Genomic DNA, 22,672 nt, shown 5'->3' with positions numbered 1-22,672 from the left:
TCCCGGCGACGCCCCTCCGGCTTCGCCCGCCACGCCGCCGCCGCCCGCCGCGGAAGTGCCGCCGCATCTCGCGAAGCTGAATCCCGAACAGCGCGCCGCCGTGACGCACGAGGCGCACTCGCCGCTGCTCATCATCGCCGGCGCCGGTTCGGGCAAGACCAACACGCTGGCGCACCGCGTGGCGCACCTGGTGCTGGGCGGCGCCGATCCGCGCCGCATCCTGCTGCTGACGTTCTCGCGGCGCGCCGCCGCCGAGATGGGGCGGCGCGTGGAGCGCATCGTCGACCAGGCGCTCGGCAACCAGGCTTCGGGCGCCGGGCGCGCCGCGCTGCAATGGTCGGGCACCTTCCACGCCATCGGCGCGCGCCTGCTGCGCGAGTACGCCGAGACGCTCGGCCTGTCGCCCGCCTTCACCATCAGCGACCGCGGCGACGCCGCCGACCTGATGAACATGGTGCGGCACGACCTCGGCCTGTCGGCGCAGGCCACGCGCTTCCCGCGCAAGGAAACCTGCCTGTCGATCTATTCGCGCGTGGTCAACACCCAGGCCCCGCTCGAAGACGTGCTCAAGCACTGGTTCCCGCGCTACGCCCAGTGGGCCGACGCGCTGCGCGGCCTGTTCGCCGGCTACGTGGAGGCCAAGCAGAAGCAGCAGGTGCTGGACTACGACGACCTGCTGCTCTACTGGGCGCAGGCGCTCGGCGAGCCGGCGCTGGCGCAGGACATGGGCGCGCGCTTCGACCACGTGCTGGTCGACGAATACCAGGACACCAACGCGCTGCAGGCCGCCATCCTGCTGCGCCTGAAGCCGGACGGGCGCGGCCTCACGGTGGTCGGCGACGACGCGCAGTCCATCTACGCGTTCCGCGGCGCCACCGTGCGCAACATCCTCGATTTCCCCACGCGGTTCTCGCCGGCGGCGGACATGGTCACGCTGTCGCAAAACTACCGCTCCACGCAGCCCATCCTGTGCGCCGCCAACGCCGTGATCGGCCTGGCCGCCGAGCGCTTCACCAAGGACCTGTGGTCCGAGCGCGCCTCGGCCGAGAAGCCGCACATCGTGGTGGTCAACGACGAGGCCGACCAGGCCCGCTACGTGGCCGAACAGATCCTGGCGCGGCGCGAGGCCGGGCTGGCGCTGATCTCGCAGGCGGTGCTGTTCCGCGCCGCCGACTACAGCGCGCAGCTCGAGATCGAGCTGGTCCGCCGCAACATCCCGTTCGTGAAGTTCGGCGGCCTGAAATTCCTGGAGTCGACGCACGTCAAGGACGTGCTGTCGGTGGTGCGCTGGATGGAGAATCCGCGCGACCGCATGGCGGCCTTCCGCAGCCTGCAGCTGATGCCGGGCGTGGGCCCCAAGACCGCCGCGCGCGTGCTCGACGCCATCGAGGTCGCCACCGAGCCGCTGTTCGCGCTCGAATCGTTCGAGGCGCCGCCGGCCGCGGCCGAGGCGTGGCCGGAGTTCGTCGCGCTGGCGCGCGTGCTGATGGCGCCGGCCGCGCCGTGGCCGCCGGTCTTCGAGCAGGTGGTGGCGTGGTACCAGCCGCACCTGGAGCGCATGCACGACGACGCCCACGCGCGCGCCGCCGACCTGCAGCAGCTCGAGCGCGTCGCCGCCACCTACGCCTCGCGCGAGCGCTTCCTGACCGAGCTCACGCTCGACCCGCCCGATGCGTCGAGCGACGAATCCGGCGCGCCGCTGCGCGACGAGGACTACCTGATCCTGTCCACCATCCACTCCGCCAAGGGCCAGGAATGGAAGGCGGTCTACGTGCTCAACGCCGTGGACGGCTGCATGCCGTCGGACCTCGCCACCGGCACCACCGAGGAAATCGAGGAGGAGCGCCGCCTGCTCTACGTGGCCATGACGCGCGCGCGCGACCACCTGGACATCGTGGTGCCGCAGCGCTTCTACGTGCAGCAGCAAAGCGGCTTCGGCGACCGCCACATCTATGCCTCGCGCACGCGCTTCCTGCCCAACCGCGTGATGCCGCTGTTCCACAGCCGGGCGTGGCCGGAGCCGCCGCCGGTGCCGCAGGCCCCCGCCAAGGCTTCGCTGCCGAAGCTGGACCTCGGCAGCAAGATGCGCGACATGTGGCGCTAGCCGCCGCGCCTCAACACATTTCGGCGCATCACGGCACATCCCGGCGCATCTCAGCGCAGATCGGCGCTAATCAAGCGCCTCAGTGCACCGCGGCGCCCGCCGCGCGCGCCACCGCCACCAGCGCGCCCGCGCGCAACTGCGCGGCGATGGCCTCGATGTCGTCGGTCATGTAGCGGTCCATGTCCAGGAACGGCACGCGCTTGCGCACGAAGCCGAACACCGCGCGCCCGGCCGGCGACAGGTGCGCCACCGCCCCCGCCAGCTCGGCCGCCTGGCACGCGGCCAGCAGTTCCACGGCGAGGATGTACTGGTTGTTGTCGATGATGCGGCGCGCGTTGCGCGCGCCGATCAGGCCCATGCTCACCACGTCCTGGTTGTCGCCGTTGGACGGCACGCTCTGGATGCTGGCCGGGCTGCAGATGGTGCGGTTCTCGGCGATCAGCGCGGTGGCCGGGTACTGCGCGCCGGCAAAGCCGCAGCTCAGGCCCTCGTTGGCCGCCGCCAGGAACGCCGGCAGGCCGGTGTTCAGGTGCGGGCTCAGCAGGCGGTTCAGGCGGCGCTCGGACACCACGCCGAGCTGCGTCGCCGCGATGGCCAGGAAGTCCATCGCGAACGCCACCTGCTGGCCGTGGAAATTGCCGCCGTGGAACAGCTCGCCGTCGTCGAAGAACAGCGGGTTGTCGTTGGACGAGTTCAGCTCGCGCTCCACCACCGCGGCGCAGTGGCCCAGCGTGTCGCGCACCGCGCCCAGCACCTGCGGGATGCAGCGCAGCGTGTAGGCCTTCTGGATGAACACGCCGGTGCCGGTGTTCTTCTCGGCGCCGGCGCGCGTCTTCATCTCGCCGGCCAGCTCGCCGTGGCCGGACAGGCGCGTGGCGCCCGCCAGCAGCGCGCGCATGTTGGCCGCGGACTGCACCTGCCCGGGGTGCGGCTTGGCGATGTCGTGGCCGTGCGTCATGAAGGCGTCGGCCGAGGCGTTCAGCCCTTCGAGCGCCAGCGCGGCGATGATCTCCGCCTGCGTCACCTGCGCGCGCATGGTCTCCAGCAGCAGGCACGACATGCCGGTCATGGCCGAGGTGCCGTTGATCAGCGCCAGCCCTTCCTTGTAGGCCAGCTTGATCGGCTCGATGCCGTGCTCGCGCAGCACCTGCGCGGTGGGCGCGGTGCCGCCGTCGGCCAGCAGCACCTTGCCTTCGCCGATCAGCGTGATGGCGATGTGCGACAGCGGCGCGAGGTCGCCGCTGGCGCCGAGCGAGCCGACCTGCGGCACCGCCGGCGTGATGCCCGCTTCCACGTAGCGCAGCAGCTGCTCGATCACCAGCGGGCGCACCGCCGAATAGCCGCGCGCCAGCGCGTTGGCGCGCGCCACCATCATGGCGCGCACTTCCTCGCGCGCGAACAGCGGGCCCACGCCGGCGCAGTGGCTGCGCAGCAGGTTTTCCTGCAGCGCGCGGCCATGTTCGATGTCCACCCAGTTGTGGACCAGCTCGCCGAAGCCGGTGGACACGCCGTAGATCGGGATATTGGCCGAGGCCAGTTGCTCGAAGCGCGCGCGCGCATCGGCCACGTGCGCGCGCGCCGCGTCGTCCAGCCGCGCGGCGGCGCCGCGCGCCACCTGCGCCACCGCGGCGGCAGTCAGTTGATGTCCGTCGACCCGCACGGTCGCGCCGGCCTCCAGGGATACCTCGTTCATGGCTTGTTCCGGATGAGCTGTTCGGAGGCACGCCGGGCGGCGCGGGGCCGCGCGGCATGCAGAGCCCGCGAGTGTATCAAGAGATGCAGCCGGCGCCGGCCGCGGCCCGCCGGCGGCCCTTCATGGGCCCTTCACAGGCCGTAGCGCTTGATCTTCTCGTACAGCGTGGCCTTGCCGACCTGCAGCAGGTCGGCCGCCTGGCTGACCGCGCCGCCGGTGCGCGCCAGCGTGTCGGCGATCACCGCGCGCTCGTAGTGCTCCATGCGCTCCTTGAGCGGCGTGGAGTCGTCCGGCGCGTCGGCGCGCGCGCCGCCCTCCGGCACGCCCAGCACGAGGCGGTCGGCGGCGTTGCGCAGCTCGCGCACGTTGCCGGGCCAGGCGCGCTGCATCAGCGCCTGGCGCTGCAGCTCGGACAGGATCGGCGCGGGCCGCTGGTAGCGCACCGCCGCCACCAGCATGAAATGCTCGAACAGCGGCACGATGTCCTCGCGCCGCTCGCGCAGCGGCGGCAGCGGGATCGTCACCACGTTGAGCCGGTACAGCAGATCCTGGCGGAAGGTGCCGTTGGCCACCAGCGTCTCCATGTCGCCCTTGGCCGCCGCCACGATGCGCACGTCGATGCCGATCGAGGCATTGGAGCCGAGCCGCTCCAGCGTGCCCTCCTGCAGCACGCGCAGCAGCTTGACCTGCAACGCCAGCGGCATGCTCTCGATCTCGTCGAGGAACAGCGTGCCGCCCGAGGCATGCTCGAGCTTGCCCACGCGGCGCTTGCCCGCGCCGGTGAAGGCGCCGGCCTCGTGGCCGAACATCTCGCTCTCGAAGATGGCCTCCGGCACCGCGCCGCAGTTCAGCGCCACGAACGGCGCCTGGTGGCGCGTGGACAGCGCGTGCAGGCTGCGCGCCACCAGCTCCTTGCCGGTGCCGGTCTCGCCGTTGATCATCACCGGCACGTCGGTGGCGGCGACGTTGGCCACCAGCATGCGCACCTGCTCGATGGCCGGCGAGCGGCCGATGATGCGCGTGCCCGCCGCGGGCCCGGCCAGCTCGCGCCGCAGCGCGTGGTTTTCCAGTTCCAGCGCGCGCCGCTCGAGCGCGCGGCGCACGGTCTCGGTCAGGCGGTCGGCGCCGAACGGCTTCTCGATGAAATCGTAGGCGCCCTCGCGCATGGCCTGCACGGCCATCGTGATATCGCCGTGGCCGGTGACCAGGATCACCGGCACGCCCGGCGCGGCGTTGCGGCAGTGCTGCAGCAGGTCCAGCCCGCTGGCGCCGGTCAGGCGCACGTCCGTCACCAGCACGCCGGGAAACTCGGCCGACAGGTGCGGCATGGCGGCTTCGGCCGAAGGCAGCGCCAGCACGTTGAAGCCAGCAAGCTCCAGGCTCTGCGCGGTAGCCTGGCGCACCAGGGGTTCGTCTTCGACGAACAGGACACGCAATCCGTCTTGCATGGCAATGCTCACTCGGTATGGGTAGGGGAAGCGGCGTCGGACGCCGCGGGCACCGCCCCGGCGTCGTCCGCCGCGGGCGCGCGCCGCAGCACCACCACGAACTCGGCGCCGCCGCCGGCGCGGTTGGCCGCGCTCAACTGGCCGCCGAACTCGCGCACGATGGAGGTGGAGATGGCCAGGCCCAGGCCCAGCCCCTGGCCGATTTCCTTGGTGGTGAAGAACGGTTCGAACAGCCGCGGCAGCGCGTCTTCGGCGATGCCGCCGCCATTGTCGCGCACCGCGATGCTGACGGTGTCGCCTTGCTCGCCGACCACCACCTCGACGCAGGGCGCCGCGGGCGCGGCGGCGGCCAGCGCGTCGAGCGCGTTGCCGAGCAGGTTGAGCAGCACCTGCTCGAGCTTGAGCTCGTCGGCCCACACCGCCGGGCCGGGCGCCGCCTGCAGGCCTTCCACCCGCAGCGCCACCGCGCCCAGGCGCGGCGCCATCAGCGCCAGCACGTGGTCGAGCGCGGCGCGCACCGGCACCGCGTGGCGGCGCGGGCGCGCCTTGCCGGCGAACAGCTTGAGCTGGCCGGTGATCTTGCCCATGCGCGCGGTCAGGTCGGCGATGGCGGCGAGGTTGTCGGTGGCGGCATCCAGCTTGCCGCGCTCGAGCAGCACGCGCGTGTTGTCGGAAAACGTGCGCAGCGCCGCCAGCGGCTGGTTCAGCTCGTGGGTGATGCCGGCGGCCATCTGGCCCAGCGCCGCCAGCTTGCTGGCCTGCACCAGTTCGTCCTGGGCCGCGCGCAGCTCGCTCTCGGCGCGGGTGCGCTCGGCCACCTCGGCCTCGAGCTGCTCGTTGATCGCCATCAGGTCGGCGGTGCGCGCCTCCACGCGGCGCTCCAGTTCGTCGTAGGCGGCTTCCAGCAGGCGCCGGCCGTACTCGATGTCGCGCGCGCGCTGGCGGCGCTGGCGCCAGTTGAACAGCAGCAGGCACATGCAGGCATAGGCCAGCGCCGCGCCCAGCGTGGCGTTGCGCGCGCTGGCCAGCACCGGGTCGAGCGCGGCCATCACCTGCATGGTCCAGTCGGCCGGGCCGACCTTGCGGCTGATCTCCAGGTAGCGCTCGGCGCCGCCGCCGGTGCCGATGCGCACCAGCCGCGCGCCGTCGCGCAGCACGGCCTGGGTGAGCCAGCGCGTCACCGGCGACTGCAGCGCCTCGAGCGGCAGCGGCCTGACCGCCTGGCCGTGGTACTGGCGCGTGCGGTCCAGCTCCGTCTGCAGCGCCGGCGGCAGCGGGCGCAGCGTGCGGTACTGCCAGGCCGGCACGGAGGACAGGAAGATCACGCCGTGGTCGTCGCTCACCATCACCGGCTCGGTGCCGCCGGCGCCGGCGCGCTGGAACCACTCCAGGTTGAGCTTGACCACCGTCACGCCCACCACGCGCCCGCCCGACCGGACCGGCTGGGCGATGTAGTAGCCGGGCTCGTCGCTGGTCACGCCGATGGCGTAGAAGCGCCCGACCTGGCCGCGCGCGGCCATCTGGAAATAGGGCCGGAAGCGGTAGTCGGTGCCGACGAAGCTGCCCGGCAGGTCATGGTTGCTGGCCGCCAGCGCGATGCCGTTGGCGGCGATCACGTAGGTGGCCGAGGCGCGCGCGCGCCGGTTGACCTCGGCCAGGTAGCGGTTGGCCGCCGCCACGCGCGCGGGATCGTCGGGCGCGGCCAGCAGATCGTGTACGAAGGGATGGAGCGAGACCAGCGCGGGCAGGAACTCGTAGCGGTCCAGCGTGCTTTCCAGCGTGGCCGCGTAGCGGTCGGCGCGCGTGGCGGTGGTCTGCTGCAGTGCGTCGATGCCGCGCTGCACCGAGACCAGCCAGGTCAGCGCGCACAGCAGCAGCAGGCCGGCGGCCAGCGCCGCGGCAAATCCCCGCAGCGTCCCGCCGCCCTCGCCCGGCGCGTGCACCAGGCGGTCGGAAGCGGGATCATGCACGGCGAGGAAATCGTCGGAATGTGGCATCGGCGCATGCGTTGGGACACGCGCCGATGATACCCGCTGGCGGGCGGCGCCGGCGGGCGCCGCGGCCGGCCCGCGGGCGCCGGCGGCGTCCTCAGCGGGCGCCGGTGCCGGCTTCGGCAAGTTCGGCCGTGCCATCGCCGCCGCCGCGCAGCACGCGGTCGAGCTGCTTGCGGTCGAGCTCGCGCTCCCAGGCCGACATCACCACCGTGGCCACGCCGTTGCCGACGATGTTGGTCAGCGCGCGGCACTCGCTCATGAAGCGGTCGATGCCGAGGATCAGCACCATGCCCGCCACCGGGATGTCAGGCACCACCGCCAGCGTGGCGGCCAGCGTGATGAAGCCCGAGCCGGTCACGCCGCTGGCGCCCTTGGAGGTGATCATCGCCACGCCCAGCACGGTGAACTGCTGCAGCAGCGTCAGCTCGATGCCGGTGGCCTGGGCGATGAAGATCACCGCCATCGTCATGTAGATGTTGGTGCCGTCCAGGTTGAACGAGTAACCCGTGGGCACCACCAGGCCCACCACCGACTTGGAGCAGCCGAGCTTTTCCAGCTTTTCCATCAGGTGCGGCAGCGCGGCTTCCGACGAGCTGGTGCCCAGCACGATCAGCAGCTCTTCCTTGATGTAGGCGACGAAGCGGAAGATCGAGAAGCCGGTGAAGCGCGCGATCGTGCCCAGCACCACCACCACGAACACGATGGCCGTGAAGTAGAACGTGCCGATCAGCTTGAGCAGCGGCACCAGCGAGCCCAGGCCGTACTTGCCGATGGTGAAGGCCATCGCGCCGAACGCGCCGAGCGGCGCGACCTTGGTGATGACGTGCACGATGTGGAAGAACACCTTGGAGACCTGCTCGACGAAGTCGAACACGATCTTCGAGCGGTCGCCCATCGCCGCCAGCGCCGAGCCGAAGAACATCGACACCAGCAGGATCTGCAGGATTTCGCCGTTGGCGAACGCGCTGAAGATCGTGTCCGGGATGATGTGCATGAAGAAGTCGACCGTGCTCTGGCCGTGCGCCTGCTTCACGTACTGCGAGATCGCCTTGGTGTCCAGCGTGGCCGGATCGATGTTGAAGCCCACGCCCGGCTTGAGCGCATGGGCGGCCAGCAGGCCGATCAGCAGCGCGAAGGTGGAGACGATCTCGAAGTACAGCAGCGCCTTGCCGCCGACCCGGCCGACCTTCTTCATGTCGCGCATGCCGGCGATGCCGGACACCACGGTACAGAAGATGATCGGCCCGATGATCATCTTGATCAGCTTGATGAACGCGTCGCCAAGCGGCTTCATGGCCACGCCGGTGTCGGGCCAGTAGTGTCCGAGCACGATGCCGACCGCAATGGCGAACAGCACCTGCACGTACAGGATCTTGTAAAAGGGTTTCCTCATGATGTCGTCCTCGGTGTTTTGACCGTGCCCGCCGCCGCGGCGGCGGCAGGATCGCGCGCCCTTCTCGACGAGGACGCGTCTGGCTTAAGCATCGCAACCGCCGTGCCAGCCCGGCGCCACGCGACAACCTCATGATTCCAAACGGGAATTCTCCAAGCGCAGGCGCGCGCACTCCGGCTTTCCGGAATTCCGGAAAGCGCGCGTCCGGGAATCCGTACGCCGGCGCCGGCAAAGGTGCCCGTTACGCCACCCGCGAGCTCGGCCGCCGCGTTCCCGCCCGGCGGCGCCGCGGCAAAGCGGTAAATCGCCGCGCGCAACGCCGTATAATTCAGGGCTTCCACCTGACCCAGCGGCCGGCGCACGCCGGGCACCAGCCTCCGGTGCCACAGATCGCCGACCTCCGCCGACACCCGACGACATCCGCCGAGCACGCATGAGCAGCTTCTACCAGCACCACGTTTTCTTCTGCCTCAACCAGCGCGACGACGGCCGGGCCTGCTGTGCCGACCACAACGCCCAGGCCATGCAGGAATACGCCAAGAAGCGCTGCAAGGCGCTCGGCATCAACGGCGAAGGGCGCGTGCGGATCAACAAGTCCGGCTGCCTGGACCGCTGTGAACTCGGCCCGGTGCTGGTGGTCTATCCCGAGGCCGTCTGGTACACCTTCGTCGACGAGCACGACATCGACGAAATCATCGACAGCCACCTGGTGGGCGGCAAGCCGGTCGAGCGCCTGATGATCGACCGCTGAGCCGCCGGTCCGCGCCCGCCGCGCGGACGCCCCTGAATCCCCGGCATCGCTGCAAGCCCGCGCGCCACCGCGCCGGCGCCAGCCATACCGCCATCCAGTTCCCTGCTTCCGGTTTTCCATGAACGCGCATACCCAGGTACTCACCATCACCGGCCCGGCCGGCGCCATCGAACTCTCGGTGGACCTACCGCAGGGCCAGGCGCCGCGCGGCCTCGCGCTGGTGGCCCACCCGCATCCGCTGTTCGGTGGCACCAAGGACAACAAGGTGGCGCAGACCCTGGCGCGCAGCTTCGTGCAGCTCGGCTACGCCACCGTGCGCCCCAACTTCCGCGGCGTGGGCGGCAGCGCCGGCACCCACGACAACGGCGTGGGCGAGCAGGACGACCTGCTCGCCGTGATCGACTGGATGCGCGCGCAGACCGGCTGGTCGCCCGAGGCCGCCACGCTTCCGCTGGCGCTGGGCGGCTTCTCGTTCGGCAGCTTCGTCGCCAGCCACGTCGCCCGGCGCCTGGCCGAGGCCGGCACGCCCGCGCAGCGCCTGGTCATGGTCGGCACCGCCGCCAGCCGCTGGCAGGTGGCCGGGGTGCCGGCCGACACCATCGTCATCCACGGCGAGCAGGACGAGACCGTGCCGCTGGCGAGCGTGTTCGACTGGGCGCGCCCGCAGGAGCTGCCCGTGATCGTGATTCCCGGCGCCGACCACTTCTTTCACCGCAAGCTGCACCTGATCAAGCAGCTCGTCGTCAATGCGTGGGAGCGGTGACGCGGCAGCGCTTCTGCCCGCCCCGCCCGCGCCTTGCCCGTACCCATTTTTTTGTCGGAAACTGAAACATGTTGAATAGAGCCACGCCGCTTCTCGCGTCCGCCAACACGTCCGTCCTGGCCGCCGCCGCCACCGCCGCCGTGGTCGGCGCCGCCACGCTGCTCGCCCCCGCGCCCGCGCGCGCCCAGGGCGTGCCAACGCCGCAGGTCGCGGCCAAGTCCTGGATGCTGTTCGACGCCACCAGCGGCCAGGCCCTGGCTTCGCAGAACGCCGACCAGCGCATCGAGCCGGCCTCGCTGACCAAGCTGATGACCGCCTACCTGGCCTTCGCCGCGCTCAAGGAAAAGCGCCTGACGCTGGAGCAGACCGTGGTGCCGACCACGCTGGTGCTCAAGGTCAAGAGCGACGAGTCGCGCATGTTCCTCGAACCCAACAAGCCGGTCAGCGTGCAGGACCTGCTGCTGGGCCTGATCGTGCAGTCCGGCAACGACGCCGCGCTGGCGCTGGCCGAAGCCGTGGGCGGCTCGGAAGAAGGCTTCGTGGCGATGATGAACCGCCAGGCCCAGCAACTGGGCATGAAGAACACCCACTTCACCAACACCGACGGCATCCCCGACCCGAACCACTACACCACGGCCAACGACCTGGCCACGCTGACCACGCGCCTGATCAAGGACTTCCCCGAGTACTACGGCATGTACTCGCAGAAGGAATTCACCTACAACAAGATCCGCCAGCCCAACCGCAACCGCCTGCTCTACATCGACCCGACCGTGGACGGCGTCAAGACCGGCCACACCAAGTCGGCCGGCTACTGCCTGATCTCGTCGGCCAAGCGCCCGCTGGCCAACGTGCCGAACGGTTCGCGCCGCCTGATCTCGGTGGTGATCGGCACCGCCACCGAAGCCGTGCGCACGCAGGAAAGCCTGAAGATCCTCAACTACGGCTTCCAGTTCTTCGACACGCTGCGCCTGTACGACCGCGGCCAGGTGCTGGCCACGCCGGACATCTACAAGGGCCGCGCGTCCACCATCAAGATCGGCGTCAAGGACGAGACCTTCATCACCGTGCCCAAGGGCACGGGCGCGCGCATCAAGCCGGTGCTGGAGCGCCAGGAGCTGCTGGTGGCGCCGATCGCCGCCGGCCAGCAGGTCGGCACCGTCAAGCTGATGGACGGCGCCACCAAGGTGGCCGAGTTCCCGGTGGTGGCGCTCGAGGAAGTGCCCGAGGCCGGCTTCTTCGGCCGCCTGTGGGATACCATCCGCCTGTGGTTCAAGCGCAAGTAAGCAGGAGGGCTTTGCCATGAGCACCGACGACCCCAAGGGCAGGCCGGGCGACATCCCGCCGTCCGAATCGCTGATCGAATACCCTAGCCATTTCCCCATCAAGGTGATGGGCAGCATGCAGGACGGCTTCGCCGAAGCCATCGTCACGCTGGTGCAGGAGTTCGACGCCGACTTTCACGCCGGCAAGCTGGAAATGCGCCCCTCGCGCAACGGCAACTACCTCGGCCTGACCATCACCGTGTGGGTCACCAGCCGCGAGCAGCTCGACGACCTGTACCGCGCGCTGACCTCGCACCCGATGGTCAAGATCGTGCTGTAGTTCGCTTCCTTCTCCTGTTTGCGGGAGAGGGTGGGGGTTGCGAATGCTGCCGTGCAGGAAAAAACCGGCGGCTTCGTTTCTCGCCTCTACGCTGGGAAAAACCGCTGGCTCCGCTTGATGTGGCTCCTAGCTAAACCGCCCCTCTCCCCGGCCCTCTCCCCGTGAGGGGAGAGGGGGGACACCTTGCTTGGGCCAGCTCTGGCGGTGTGGGCCCATTCGCGGGCTTCGTCGATCGCCCCGGGGGGGGGTTCCTCCCCTCTCCCGCCCGCGGGAGAGGGGCCGGGGGAGAGGGCGGGGGCTTGCGAATGCCGCCGTGCCGAAAAAACCCCCGGCTTCGTTGCCCGCCGCTGCCAGCCCCAAAACCAAAAAAACCATGAACACCATCACCCTCAAGCCCGGCAAGGAAAAATCGCTGCTGCGCCGCCACCCCTGGGTCTACGCCACCGGCGTGGCCGCCACCGAAGGCCGTTGCGAGCCGGGCAGCACCGTGATCGTGCGCGCCGCCGACGGCCGCTTCCTGGCGCGCGCGGCGTACAGCCCCTCTTCGCAGATCCGCGCGCGGGTGTGGAGCTTCGACGAGAACGAGCCGGTCGACCACGCCATGTTCAAGCGCCGCGTGTCCGCCGCGCTCGCGCACCGCAAGCAGTGGGTCGCCGACAGCAACGCCGTGCGCCTGGTCTTCGGCGAGTCCGACCGCCTGCCGGGCCTGATCGTCGACTACTACGGCAGCGGCGCGGGCGGCCAGCTGGTGTGCCAGTTCAACTCGGCCGGCGTGGAAGCCTGGAAGGACGCGCTGGTGCAGGCGCTGGTCAAGGAAACCGGCTGCCCCAACGTCTACGAGCGCTCCGACGCCGCCGTGCGCGAGCGCGAAGGCCTGCCGCTGGTCACTGGCGTGCTGGCCGGCGCCGAGCCCGACCCGGCGCTCAACGTCACCGAGCACGGCGTGCGCTATTACGTGGACGTGCGCAACGGCCACAAGACCGGCTTCTACGTGGACCAGCGCGACAACCGCAAGCTGGTCGGCGATCTCGCCGCCGGCCGCGAGGTGCTCAACTGCTTCTGCTACACCGGCGGCTTCTCGCTGGCCGCGCTGCGCGGCGGCGCCACCGCCGTGACTTCGATCGACTCGTCGGGCGAAGCGCTCAAGACCGCCGCCGGCAACGTCACGCTCAACGGCTTCGACCCCGCGCGCGCCACCTGGCTCGACGCCGACGTGTTCAAGACACTGCGCCAGTTCCGCGCCGAGGGCCGCCAGTTCGACCTGATCGTGCTCGACCCGCCCAAGTTCGCGCCGTCGGCCCAGCACATCGACCGCGCCGCGCGCGCCTACAAGGAGATCAACCTGGTCGGCATGCAGTTGCTGCGCCCGGGCGGCCTGCTGTTCACGTACTCGTGCTCGGGCGCGATCAGCATGGAGCTGTTCCAGAAGATCGTGGCCGGCGCGGCGACCGACGCGCGCGTCGACGCGCGCATCCTGCGGCGCCTGTCGGCCGGCACCGACCACCCGATGCTGGCGGCCTTCCCCGAAGGCGAATACCTCAAGGGCCTGCTGCTCGAAAAAATCTGAGGCCCCGGCGGCGCCGTTTCCGGCAATGCCAGGCAGCCCGCCCGCCGCGCCAGGCAGCGCGGCGGGCTTTTTTTTGCCGGGACTCAGACCTGCGCGAGCCCGCCGTCGACAAAGAACTCGGCGCCGTTCACGAAGCTGCTGTCGTCCGACGCGAGGAACAGCGCGGCGGCGGCGATCTCGGCCGGATCGCCGACCCGGCCGAGCGGCGTGGCGGCCGCCAGGTGGCCGTAGATCGCATCGGCCTGTCCTTCGGGCACCAGCCCGGTCAGCCCGGGCGTGCGCGTGGCCCCGGGGCTCAGCACATTGACGCGGATGCCGCGCGGCTTCAGGTCGAGGATCCACGAGCGCGCGAAGTTGCGCACCGCGGCCTTGCTGGCGCTGTACACGCTGAACGCTTCGGTGCCCGAGGAGCCGGCGGTGGAGCCGGTCAGGATCACCGAGGCGCCATCCTTGAGCAGCGGCAGCGCCTTCTGCACCGTGAACAGGGTGCCCTTCACATTGGTATCGAAGGTGCTTTCGTAGTGCGCCTCGGTGATCGTGCCGAGCGGCGCGAACTCGCCGCCGCCGGCATTGGCGAACAGCACGTCGATCCGTCCCGCCTCCTGCCCGACCAGCGCGTAGAACCGGTCCAGGTCGTCGAGGCTGGCGACGTCGCCGCGCAATGCCGTGACATTGCCGCCGAGCTGCGCGACCGCGGCGTCGAGCGCATCCTGGCGGCGGCCGGTGATGAAGACGCGCGCGCCTTCGGCGACGAAGCGCCTGGCGGTGGCCAGGCCGATGCCGGAACTGGCGCCGGTGATGACGGCGATCTTGCCTTCGAGTTTGTTGCCCATGCTGCGATTCCTTGCGGTGTCTTGCGGCCTGCCACCATTGGCACGCCGGTGTGGGAGCAGAATAGGCCGCGCCCAGGTGCGGAACAAGGCAGCCTGCGGCAAGGGATCGTTCTATATTTGCAATAGTTCAAAGGAGCCACTTTTGCCCGCCGCCGCCGACCTGCCCGATTTCCCCGACGTGACCGACATGCTGCTGTTCGCCCAGGTGGTCGAGCACGGCGGCTATACCGCCGCCGCGCGCGCCACCGGCATGCAGGCATCGAAGCTGAGCCGGCGCGTCGCGGAACTCGAGGCGCAGCTCGGCGTGCGGCTGCTCCAGCGCACCACCCGCAGCGTCACCGTGACGGAGATCGGGCAGACGCTCTACCGGCATTGCGTGGCGCTGCAAAGCGAGGCGCGCGCGGCGCGCGAAGCCGTCGAGCGCGTGCGTTCCGCGCCGCAGGGCGTGGTGCGCCTCAGTTGTCCGCCGGGGCTGCTGCGCAGCGACGTGGCGGCCATCCTGTCGCGCTACCTGGCCGAACACCCGCTGGTGCGCATCGACCTGGTCGCCACCAACCGGCGCGTCAACGTGGTGAAGGAAGGGTTCGACATCGCCATCCGCGTGCGGCGGCCGCCGCTCGACGACTCCGACCTGGCCGTGCGGCCGCTGGGCGACTCGGCAATGGTGCTGGTCGCCAGCCCCCGCCTGCTCGCCTGCTACGGCCATCCGGCCACGGTGGCGGCGCTCGCCGGCCTGCCCACGCTGGGCACCGCGCGCATGGCCGACAAGCACGTATGGCCGCTGCGCGGGCCCGGCGGCGCGGAAGTGCCCTTTCATCACGTGCCGCGGCTGGCGACCGACGACATGTCCACCCTGCTGCATGCCGCCCGCGATGGCGCCGGCGTGGCATGCCTGCCCCACAACTTCGTGCAGCGCGCGCTCGACGAAGGCGCGCTGATCCGCGTGCTGCCGGAATTCCGCCTGCCGGTCGGCATCGTCCACGCGGTATTCCCGAGCCGGCGCGGGCTGGTGCCGGCGGTGCGCACGCTGCTCGACGCGCTCGTGCGCGGCTTCGGCACGCCGGCCGCGGGCGGGCGCGAGGGCGATGCGCGCGCGGGCGCCTTCCGCTAGCGCGCCGCCCCGCGCCGTCATCGCCATTGCCGTCATCACGTCTTCATGCGAACGTCTTCGGTCCGTCACAAAACCTGCCTATAGTCCGCTGTGCGGATGCGGCATTGGCAGGTGTCCTTCCGCCTCTTCCTATCAGTCTTCGTGGTAGTTGCCCCGCGGCGTAGCGGGGCTTTTTTTTGCCTCGCCGGCGCTGCTGGGCAAGCGGCGCTGCCCCGCGCTCGCGTACCAGCGCGCGAATTCCAGCGGCGGCATCGGCCGCGCGTACAGGAAGCCCTGCATGAACGACACGCCGCGCGCGCGCAGGTAGTCGAACTGCACCGGCCGCTCCACGCCCTCGGCCACCAGCCCGGCGCCGAGGCGCTGCGCCAGGCCGATGATGGTGTCCAGCACCGGCGCGTTGCCCTGCTCCGGGTCGATGGCCTGCACGAAGCCCTTGTCGACCTTGAGCAGGTCGAACGGAAACCGCTGCAGGTACGACAGCGCGCAATAGCCGGTGCCGAAGTCGTCGATGGCCACGCGCACGCCCTCGGCGCGCAGGGCATGCAGGTTGCGCTGCGCCTGCTCCGGGTTCTCGACCAGGCCGCGCTCGGTGATTTCGAGCACCACCACCGGCTGGCGCGCCGACACCTCGGCCAGGAAGGCGCGCATGTCGGCCAGCAGGCCCGGGCTCGACAGGTGCTCGGCGGCGAGGTTGATGCCGAGGTGAAACCCGGGCCGGGTCTGCCAGCCGCGGAAATCGCGCGCCACCATCTCCAGCAGGTGCCGCGTCAGCGGCACGATGACGTGGGTCTGCTCCGCGGTGGCGATGAAGGTATCGGGACGCACCGGGCCCGTGCCCGGGCGGTCCCAGCGCAGCAGCGCCTCCGCGCCCTCGCAGCGGTCCTCGGCGGCGCTGTAGACCGGCTGGTACTCGACGCGGAACTCGCCGTCGCGGATGGCGCGCAGCAGTTGCTCGCGCTCCGAGCGCCGGCCCTGCTGCAGCCGGTGGCAGAGGAACACCAGCACGCCCGACAGCAGCACCGCGAACGGCATGAAACGCTGCAGCAGCTCGTGCCACGCGGCGTACAGGCGCGCGCGCAGGCCGTGCACGCGCACGCCGATCCGGGTGCCCGACACGTCGGCGTCGCCCTCGAACAGCATCGAGGTCATCGCGCGGGTGGCCTCCGGCACGCCGCCGCGCAGGGCGATGCCGTCGCCCACGCGCAGCTCCAGGCTGTAGCCGCCGAGCGGCGCCACCGCCTGCAGCAGGTCGAGCAGGTGCTGGCCGTCGACGATGGTCAGCACCGAGCGCGCGCCGCCGGATTTCTCCACCAGCAGGGCCGGGCGGTCCGGCATCAGCGGCGAGCCGCTCACCATGCGGGTCCACGGCTTGCCGGGCACCCTGGCCGGGAACGCCTTGACCGAGGACAGCGGGTAGTCCACCGGGCCGTCGATCGACGAGCAATAGATGCGGTCGTGGTCGGTCAGCAGCACGGAGCGGAAATACGGCTCCAGCGAGCCCACGCGCGCCAGCTGGTTGGCGATCGGCGCGCACGGCTGCTCCGTCAGCGGCAGCAACTGGCCCGCCACCAGGCGCGCGTGCCCGAGTATGCTTTCCGCCCGGTTGCGCACGAGGTCGGCGACCTGCATCGCCTCGCGCCGCTCGTGGCGGCGCGCCTCGGTCCAGCTCAGCACCGCGCACAACAGCAGCGGCACGAGCGCGACGCAGGCCAGCAGCAGATGGCGGCGCCACGGCGGGCGGTCCGAGATGGCCGATTCGGACAAGATTGACTCCCTGTGATGAAAAGCGCCGGTGCCCGGCGAGCGGAGCGCGTCGCCCGGGCGCGGCGCTCCGGCATGATCAAAGCCCGGCTATGGTACGGCGATGGCTTCGCAGCCGGTGAAATTGGCGCACGAGCGTGGCGCGCGGGCAGCTTGCAGATGTCTCGTCTTTTTTATCGAACAGGAATTTTCCGATATCGTCCGATAAATGTCCGATAAATTTCCGATAAATTTCCGATAAGCGTCCGGCAGCGTCTGATCGAATATCCGGATCCGGTCCCGCGAAAACGGATGCCTTGCCGTTTTTTCAAGACACTGCCATCGCCATGAGGCGAGGTCAATCATATCTATGCCGGCATTGTGGATTCCCCTCATTGCCGGCGGCCATTCCCGCGCCAAATTGAACTCCGTTCTTCCATTTCGCCACTCCCGGCCTGATTTCGCGGCGAATTCTCCGTGAAATAAGGCAGCCCGCACTTCAATCGCACGGGCAATTGATATAAAACAATCAATAAAGAAATTTCCGAAACGAATTCACGAATTGTTTTTAAACCCGGCATGGCAGGCATGCATGACGGTGGCGGCACATTACCGGAAAATGCCGGCGGAAACGTCACCGAAAGCGGGACCGAAAGCACCGCCAGGAAGGACGCGCGGCCACGCGCCAGGAACCGAACGGCCCGCCGCCCTACCGCGCACCCTGCCCCATCGCCGCGCGCACGCCGTTGCAGTGCCGCACCAGGTTCGGCCGCGACAGCACGAAGCGCTTGAGCGGCGTGTCGATGTCGTAGCAATGGATGTTGGCGACGAAGCCGTAGATGCCCGCGTCGGTGCTGGCCGGCGCGTCGCCGAACAGGAAGGCCCGCTCGCCGATCAGGCGGGACACCACCGCAAGGTCGGCCATGCCCCGCGCATACACCTCGTCCCGCTCGTAGCGCCCGATGCCCTGGTAGTAATAGCGCTCGAAGTTGTACTTCCGCGCGGCGAGGAGCGCGTCCTCGGTGAGGTCGGCATGCGTGCGCAGCAGCGCCGCCATGAACGCCGGCCAATAGCGCTCGTCGCGCCAGCGCGAATACGACATCACCCAGTACAGGTCGTCCAGCGTGCGCCGCACGAGGTGATCGAGGTCGCGCTGCGCGTCGGTCAGCGCCGCGTCGATGGACAAGCCGTAGTGCTGCGTCAGGTGGCGCACGATGGCGTCGCTGTCGCCGATGGCGTGGCCGTCGTCGTCCACGTAGGGCAACTGCGCGCGCGGCGCCGACCGCGCGTCGAGAATGTGGCGATGCCCGAACGCCAGCCCGCACAGCTTGAGGAACGCGAAGACCTTGAGGCCGTAGGGATTGTTGTCCTCCACGCCGAACAGGTCCGGGTAGGAATAGAGTGTGATCACGCGGCGCTCCTTGCTGGCGGCCAGCCTGGCACGAGGGTCCCCGCAGTGTTCGGGAAATGGCCGCGCAAGGCAAGCACCAGCGCGGCGGGCGCGGCAGGCGGGCGCCCACGCCGCCACATTCGCCGGCGGCGCGGCGGCGCCGATGCCTGCGGCGTCACCTCATGGCAGCCTGCGTCGGCAAGAGCGGGGAAGAACGCACCAGCAATCCCGGCCGCCGCGCCAGACGCCCGCGGCCACGCATCAGGGCCGCGCGTAGGCCACCAGCCCCTCGACCAGCGCATCGAACGTGACCCGGCAGCGCGGGCTGTTGCGCAGGTCCTCGTGCATCGTCACCCAGGTGTCGAGCTGCATGGAGAACGCGCCTGGCAGCACCCGCGCCAGCGTGTCGTCGCGCGCGGCGAGCGCGGCCTGGCAGATGCCGATGCCGGCGCCGCTGCGGATCAGCGCGAGCTGCGCGAGGTCGCTGTCGGTGCGGATCGAGAACGCATCGCGGTCGAAGCCCGTGAAGGACCGGCTGGCCGCGCGCACGAACGCGCTCGGCTGGTCGTAGCCGATCAGCGCGTGCCCGGCCAGCTCGCTGACCCGGCGCGGCGCGCCATGCCGGGCGAGGTAGTCCTTGCGCGCGTGCAGGCCGATCTCGATGTTGCCGACGCGGCGGGCAAGCAGTTGCGCCTGCTCGGGCCGCATCATGCGCACCGCGATGTCGGCCTCGCGCCGCAGCAGGTCCTGCACCCGGTTGGTCAGGACCAGCTCGATCTTCAGTTCCGCGTGCCGGCGCCGCAGGCGCTCGACGATGGGCGGCAGCACCTCGACCCCGACCACCTCGCTGGCCGACACGCGCACCACGCCGCGCACGCCTTCGCCATAACCGGAGGCCGCGCGCTCGAGCGAGGCGGCCGTGCTGGCCATGATCTCCGCATGGGCGCGCAGGCCCAGCGCCACCTCGGTCGGCGCGAGGCCGACCTGCGAGCGCGTGAACAGGGCCACGCCCAGCGCCGCCTCCAGCGCCGCGACGTGGCGCCCCACGGTCGGCTGGGTCAGGCCCAGTTCGCGCGCGGCGCCGGACAGCGAGCCGGCCTTCAGCACGCCGAGGAAGGAGCGGTAGAGTTCCCAGCCGATATTCGAGGTCATGCGTAAATGTATAGCGACTAGTCGGAATTCGGTAATTTTCGTTTAGTCCATCCGCTCGCAGAATACCGCCATCGACACGCCTTTTCGGAGAGCAAGATGGCAAACGGCAACACGGTCCTGGTTCTCGGCGCCACCGGCGGCGCTGGCGGCGAAGTGGCGCGCCAGTTGCGCGACGCGGGCTGGGACGTGCGCGCGCTCCGGCGCGGCGCGGCGCACGCCACCGGGCGCAGGGACGGCATCCTGTGGCTGCGCGGCGATGCGCTCGCCGCCGCGGACGTGGCCAGCGCCGCGGCGGGCTGCGCGGTGATCGTCCATGCGGTCAACCCGCCCGGCTACCGCAACTGGCAGCAGCTGGTGCTGCCGATGCTCGACAACACCATCGCCGCCGCCATCGCGCAGCGCGCGACCATCGTGCTGCCCGGCACGGTCTACAACTACGGCGCCGACGCCTTCCCCGTGCTGCGCGAGGACGCGCCGCAGCACCCGGCCACGCGCAAGGGCGCCATCCGCGTCGAGCTCGAGCGGCGCCTGGAACAGGCCAGCCGCGCGGGCGCCCGCGTCATCATCGTGCGCGCCGGGGACTTCTTCGGGCCGGGCGCCGGCAACAACTGGTTCTCGCAAGGGCTGGTCAAACCCGGGCAGCCGGTGAAGACCATCCGCTACCCGGGCCGGCGCGGCGTCGGGCACCAGTGGTCCTACCTGCCCGACGTCGCCCGCACGATGGTCGAGCTGCTCGCGCGCCGCGACACGCTCGACGCCTTCGCCGCGTTCCACATGGCGGGCCACTGGGACGCGGACGGCACGCAGATGAGCGGCGCCATCCGCCGCGTGGTGGCGCGCCGCACCGGCGCCGCGCCGCGCGTGGCCGCCTTCCCGTGGTGGCTGGCCGCGCTGGCGTCGCCGTTCGTGGCGACGCTGCGCGAACTGCGCGAGATGCGCTACCTGTGGAACACGCCCGTGCGCATGGACAACGCGCGCCTGCTGGCGGTGCTGGGACACGAGCCGCACACCCCGCTCGACGAAGCGGTGGAGGCGACGCTGGCCGGCATGGGGAACCTCGCGCCCGGCGCGCCGAAGGCAATGGCGGCGGCATGAGGCCGCGGACGGCGGCGATTGCTGCTCTGCACCGTACCGCGGTACGGGTTTATGCCGACTTTTCGCCGCCCCCGCGTTGCGGTCTACTGAACGCGCATCAAGACGTGGCTGGAGCGTGGACCCGTACCGCCGTGCTTGCCATCGCGGTGCCCGCCATCGACCTTCGGCCGTGGATTCCTATATCGGGAGACGACATGGTGACCAAGCAGGATGATGCCTTCGTTTTGAAGAACCTTCTCGCACTGGCAGCACTGGAAGCCCTCGGCGGCGCGATCGCGCTGGGGTTCGCGTTCAACCTCCTGACCTGACGCGGGGACAGCCCCGGGGAGCACGCCGGCCACGGTGCTGAGCGCGGCTCCCCACCCGCCGCAAGCCGGCGTCGGCACAGGCCCATGACGGGACTTCGCCGGCGCCTTCCCGCCATCGCGAACCGCGACGCTTGCAAATTTCCATGTCTTGGGTAAAATGCGCGGCTCAGCTTGCCCAGGTGGCGAAATTGGTAGACGCACTAGGTTCAGGTCCTAGCGGTGGCAACACTGTGGAGGTTCGAGTCCTCTCCTGGGCACCACGAAGCTGTATTGCAGTGAGAAAGCGCAGTGAGAAAGCGCAGTGAGAAAGCAGTAAAAAAGCAGTGAGAAGGTAGCAACAAGCAATCCGTCAGAGCCCCGCAAAGCCTCGTGCCCGCGGGGTTTTCTGTTTTCCGGCTCCGGTTTTTCGCCACGCCACTCGCCACGCCCCGCCAGCCGCGCGCGCGCTTCACGCTCCCCGAAGTCTCCTGACAGAAACTGACAGCAGCCTGGTCTATGCTCCCGCCAGCAGACCGAACGGCGGTCTGACCGGCACAAGACCCATGACCAAAGCTGCGCCAGCTCCGCTGAAACTGGCAATGGACACGCAGCGCTTCCGCCAGCTGGCGAAGCGCCTGCGCGCCGTTGCGCCCGACTTCGACGACAAGACCTTTCTCTCGGTCGCGCTCGACGGCCTGGAAGACCTGACCCTGATGGCGCGCGTGCGCCAGGCGAGCGTGGCCATCCACGCGGCTTGCCCCGCCGGCTTCGACGGCGCGCTGCGCATGCTGACCGAAGCCGCGCCGCATATCGGCGCAGGCTTCATGTCGCTGGTGCCGCCCGACTACGTCGGGCAATACGGGCGCCATGCCGGACGCCGCGCGTTCGATGCCTCGATGAACGCGCTGAAGTTCTTCACGCAGTTCGGCACGTCGGAATTCGCGGTCCGGGAATTCCTGCGCGACGACCTGCCGCGCGCGCTCGCCATCATGGAAACGTGGTCCACGGACAGCAGCGACGCGGTGCGCCGCCTCGCCAGCGAAGGCAGCCGCCCGCGCCTGCCGTGGTCCTTCCGGCTCGGCGAGATAGAAGCCAACCCGGCGCTGACCGCGAACATCATCGACAACCTGCGCGCGGACGACAGCCTCTACGTCCGCAAGTCGGTGGCCAACCACCTCAACGACATCACCAAGCGGCATCCGGACTGGGTGCTGGACCGGGTCGAGGCCTGGCCCGCCGGCAATCCGCGCACCGCGTGGATCGTGAAGCAGGCGCTGCGCACGCTGGTCAAGCAGGGCAACCCGCGCGCGCTGGCGGCGATCGGCGCGGGCGCCGCGCCGCTGGTGGAGATCGGCCGGTTCGCCGTCACGCCGGCCAGCATCGCGCTCGGCGACGCGGTCACGCTGTCGTTCGAGCTGGTGTCGACCTCGCCGGCGCCGCAGCGGCTCGTGGTCGACTACCGGATCACCTACGTGAAGAAATCCGGCGCGACCTCGGCCAAGGTGTTCAAGCTCAAGGCACTGTCGCTGCCGGGCGGGCAGCGCGTGTCCGTGCGGCGCAGCCAGCATATCCGCGACTTCACCACGCGCACCCACTACCCGGGCCGCCACGAGGTCGAGCTGGTCGTGAACGGCCGGCGCATGGCGAGCGGGTTCTTCGATCTGCGCTGCTAGCAAGCCGTTTCGAGAAGATCGGCGCGGCAAGTACCGCTTGCGGGCGAACCATCCGCGGCACCCTTGGCGCGGC

At 70.2% G+C, this 22,672-nt stretch carries 17 protein-coding genes and 1 tRNA gene; 10 read left to right on the top strand and 8 right to left on the bottom strand.

Going from position 1 to position 22,672, the window contains the following annotated elements:
- Positions 1-55 precede the first annotated feature (55 nt).
- Positions 56-2,104 carry an ATP-dependent helicase gene (locus tag KF708C_RS00305; RefSeq protein ID WP_197090297.1) on the top strand — a complete coding sequence of 683 codons (2,049 nt, stop codon included), beginning with the start codon at positions 56-58 and terminating at the stop codon, positions 2,102-2,104.
- A 79-nt stretch (positions 2,105-2,183) separates the two neighbouring features.
- On the opposite strand, the gene cmdF is transcribed toward KF708C_RS00305, so the two are convergent.
- The 4 genes from cmdF to KF708C_RS00285 all read right to left on the bottom strand — a co-directional run bounded on the left by cmdF (position 2,184) and on the right by KF708C_RS00285 (position 8,632).
- Positions 2,184-3,797, bottom strand: a complete 1,614-nt coding sequence (gene cmdF, locus KF708C_RS00300) for a tyrosine 2,3-aminomutase (RefSeq protein ID WP_059410380.1) — start codon at positions 3,795-3,797, stop codon at positions 2,184-2,186.
- Between the two features lie 131 nt (positions 3,798-3,928).
- Positions 3,929-5,245, bottom strand: a complete 1,317-nt coding sequence (locus KF708C_RS00295; RefSeq protein WP_029043905.1) for a sigma-54-dependent transcriptional regulator — start codon at positions 5,243-5,245, stop codon at positions 3,929-3,931.
- A gap of 8 nt (positions 5,246-5,253) precedes the next feature.
- Positions 5,254-7,242: a sensor histidine kinase gene (locus KF708C_RS00290; RefSeq protein WP_059410379.1), complete on the bottom strand. Its 1,989-nt coding sequence runs from the start codon at positions 7,240-7,242 to the stop codon at positions 5,254-5,256.
- Positions 7,243-7,333: 91 nt separating this feature from the next.
- Positions 7,334-8,632, bottom strand: coding sequence for a dicarboxylate/amino acid:cation symporter (locus KF708C_RS00285; RefSeq protein WP_020204438.1), 1,299 nt, complete (start codon positions 8,630-8,632; stop codon positions 7,334-7,336).
- 433 nt (positions 8,633-9,065) lie between these two features.
- On the opposite strand from KF708C_RS00285, the gene KF708C_RS00280 reads away from it, so the two are divergent.
- From KF708C_RS00280 to KF708C_RS00260, 5 genes are all read left to right on the top strand, one after another.
- On the top strand, positions 9,066-9,383 hold the full coding sequence (locus tag KF708C_RS00280) for a (2Fe-2S) ferredoxin domain-containing protein (RefSeq protein ID WP_020204439.1): 318 nt from the start codon (positions 9,066-9,068) through the stop codon (positions 9,381-9,383).
- 118 nt (positions 9,384-9,501) lie between these two features.
- A complete protein-coding gene (locus tag KF708C_RS00275; RefSeq protein WP_059410378.1) occupies positions 9,502-10,146 on the top strand; it encodes an alpha/beta hydrolase in 645 nt (214 codons plus the stop codon).
- Positions 10,147-10,214: 68 nt separating this feature from the next.
- The gene (locus KF708C_RS00270; protein WP_020423858.1) at positions 10,215-11,432 is read left to right on the top strand and encodes a D-alanyl-D-alanine carboxypeptidase family protein; all 1,218 of its coding nucleotides are present in this window, start codon (positions 10,215-10,217) and stop codon (positions 11,430-11,432) included.
- A gap of 16 nt (positions 11,433-11,448) precedes the next feature.
- On the top strand, positions 11,449-11,751 hold the full coding sequence (locus KF708C_RS00265) for an HP0495 family protein (RefSeq protein ID WP_020204442.1): 303 nt from the start codon (positions 11,449-11,451) through the stop codon (positions 11,749-11,751).
- A 373-nt stretch (positions 11,752-12,124) separates the two neighbouring features.
- On the top strand, positions 12,125-13,318 hold the full coding sequence (locus KF708C_RS00260; protein ID WP_020204443.1) for a class I SAM-dependent rRNA methyltransferase: 1,194 nt from the start codon (positions 12,125-12,127) through the stop codon (positions 13,316-13,318).
- An 83-nt stretch (positions 13,319-13,401) separates the two neighbouring features.
- On the opposite strand, the gene KF708C_RS00255 is transcribed toward KF708C_RS00260, so the two are convergent.
- Positions 13,402-14,151, bottom strand: a complete 750-nt coding sequence (locus tag KF708C_RS00255) for an SDR family NAD(P)-dependent oxidoreductase (protein WP_020204444.1) — start codon at positions 14,149-14,151, stop codon at positions 13,402-13,404.
- 142 nt (positions 14,152-14,293) lie between these two features.
- Here KF708C_RS00255 and KF708C_RS00250 point away from each other — a divergent pair, with 142 nt between their 5' ends.
- Positions 14,294-15,262 carry a LysR substrate-binding domain-containing protein gene (locus tag KF708C_RS00250; RefSeq protein ID WP_197090296.1) on the top strand — a complete coding sequence of 323 codons (969 nt, stop codon included), beginning with the start codon at positions 14,294-14,296 and terminating at the stop codon, positions 15,260-15,262.
- Positions 15,263-15,394: 132 nt separating this feature from the next.
- On the opposite strand, the gene KF708C_RS00245 is transcribed toward KF708C_RS00250, so the two are convergent.
- The 3 genes from KF708C_RS00245 to KF708C_RS00235 form a co-directional block, all read right to left on the bottom strand.
- A complete protein-coding gene (locus tag KF708C_RS00245) occupies positions 15,395-17,026 on the bottom strand; it encodes an EAL domain-containing protein (RefSeq protein ID WP_020204446.1) in 1,632 nt (543 codons plus the stop codon).
- A 685-nt stretch (positions 17,027-17,711) separates the two neighbouring features.
- Positions 17,712-18,413 (bottom strand): glutathione S-transferase C-terminal domain-containing protein, encoded by a 702-nt coding sequence (locus KF708C_RS00240; protein ID WP_059410377.1) that lies wholly within the window; start codon positions 18,411-18,413, stop codon positions 17,712-17,714.
- A 240-nt stretch (positions 18,414-18,653) separates the two neighbouring features.
- Positions 18,654-19,544 (bottom strand): LysR family transcriptional regulator, encoded by an 891-nt coding sequence (locus KF708C_RS00235; protein ID WP_020204448.1) that lies wholly within the window; start codon positions 19,542-19,544, stop codon positions 18,654-18,656.
- 96 nt (positions 19,545-19,640) lie between these two features.
- Between KF708C_RS00235 and KF708C_RS00230 the strand changes: the two genes are divergently transcribed.
- The 3 genes from KF708C_RS00230 to KF708C_RS00220 all read left to right on the top strand — a co-directional run bounded on the left by KF708C_RS00230 (position 19,641) and on the right by KF708C_RS00220 (position 22,599).
- On the top strand, positions 19,641-20,639 hold the full coding sequence (locus tag KF708C_RS00230) for an NAD-dependent epimerase/dehydratase family protein (RefSeq protein WP_059410376.1): 999 nt from the start codon (positions 19,641-19,643) through the stop codon (positions 20,637-20,639).
- A 481-nt stretch (positions 20,640-21,120) separates the two neighbouring features.
- Positions 21,121-21,207: transfer RNA gene (locus tag KF708C_RS00225), tRNA-Leu, on the top strand.
- 318 nt (positions 21,208-21,525) lie between these two features.
- Positions 21,526-22,599 carry a DNA alkylation repair protein gene (locus KF708C_RS00220; protein WP_082079382.1) on the top strand — a complete coding sequence of 358 codons (1,074 nt, stop codon included), beginning with the start codon at positions 21,526-21,528 and terminating at the stop codon, positions 22,597-22,599.
- Positions 22,600-22,672 lie beyond the last annotated feature (73 nt).

Source organism: Cupriavidus basilensis, from assembly GCF_000876015.1.
Lineage (GTDB): Bacteria > Pseudomonadota > Gammaproteobacteria > Burkholderiales > Burkholderiaceae > Cupriavidus > Cupriavidus basilensis_B.
The sequence above is the reverse complement of the archived record's forward strand: the minus strand, read 5'-3'. Positions and strand labels throughout refer to the sequence as shown.

Bases quoted from the DNA above. Each gene is read 5' to 3' on its own strand.
- KF708C_RS00280 (WP_020204439.1), top strand. From the start codon at position 9,066: ATGAGCAGCTTCTACCAGCACCACGTTTTCTTCTGCCTCAACCAGCGC.
- KF708C_RS00290 (WP_059410379.1), bottom strand. From the start codon at position 7,242: ATGCCACATTCCGACGATTTCCTCGCCGTGCATGATCCCGCTTCCGAC.
- KF708C_RS00265 (WP_020204442.1), top strand. From the start codon at position 11,449: ATGAGCACCGACGACCCCAAGGGCAGGCCGGGCGACATCCCGCCGTCC.
- KF708C_RS00295 (WP_029043905.1), bottom strand. From the start codon at position 5,245: ATGCAAGACGGATTGCGTGTCCTGTTCGTCGAAGACGAACCCCTGGTG.
- KF708C_RS00235 (WP_020204448.1), bottom strand. From the start codon at position 19,544: ATGACCTCGAATATCGGCTGGGAACTCTACCGCTCCTTCCTCGGCGTG.
- KF708C_RS00285 (WP_020204438.1), bottom strand. From the start codon at position 8,632: ATGAGGAAACCCTTTTACAAGATCCTGTACGTGCAGGTGCTGTTCGCC.
- KF708C_RS00275 (WP_059410378.1), top strand. From the start codon at position 9,502: ATGAACGCGCATACCCAGGTACTCACCATCACCGGCCCGGCCGGCGCC.
- KF708C_RS00230 (WP_059410376.1), top strand. From the start codon at position 19,641: ATGGCAAACGGCAACACGGTCCTGGTTCTCGGCGCCACCGGCGGCGCT.
- KF708C_RS00270 (WP_020423858.1), top strand. From the start codon at position 10,215: ATGTTGAATAGAGCCACGCCGCTTCTCGCGTCCGCCAACACGTCCGTC.
- cmdF (WP_059410380.1), bottom strand. From the start codon at position 3,797: ATGAACGAGGTATCCCTGGAGGCCGGCGCGACCGTGCGGGTCGACGGA.
- KF708C_RS00220 (WP_082079382.1), top strand. From the start codon at position 21,526: ATGGACACGCAGCGCTTCCGCCAGCTGGCGAAGCGCCTGCGCGCCGTT.
- KF708C_RS00255 (WP_020204444.1), bottom strand. From the start codon at position 14,151: ATGGGCAACAAACTCGAAGGCAAGATCGCCGTCATCACCGGCGCCAGT.
- KF708C_RS00260 (WP_020204443.1), top strand. From the start codon at position 12,125: ATGAACACCATCACCCTCAAGCCCGGCAAGGAAAAATCGCTGCTGCGC.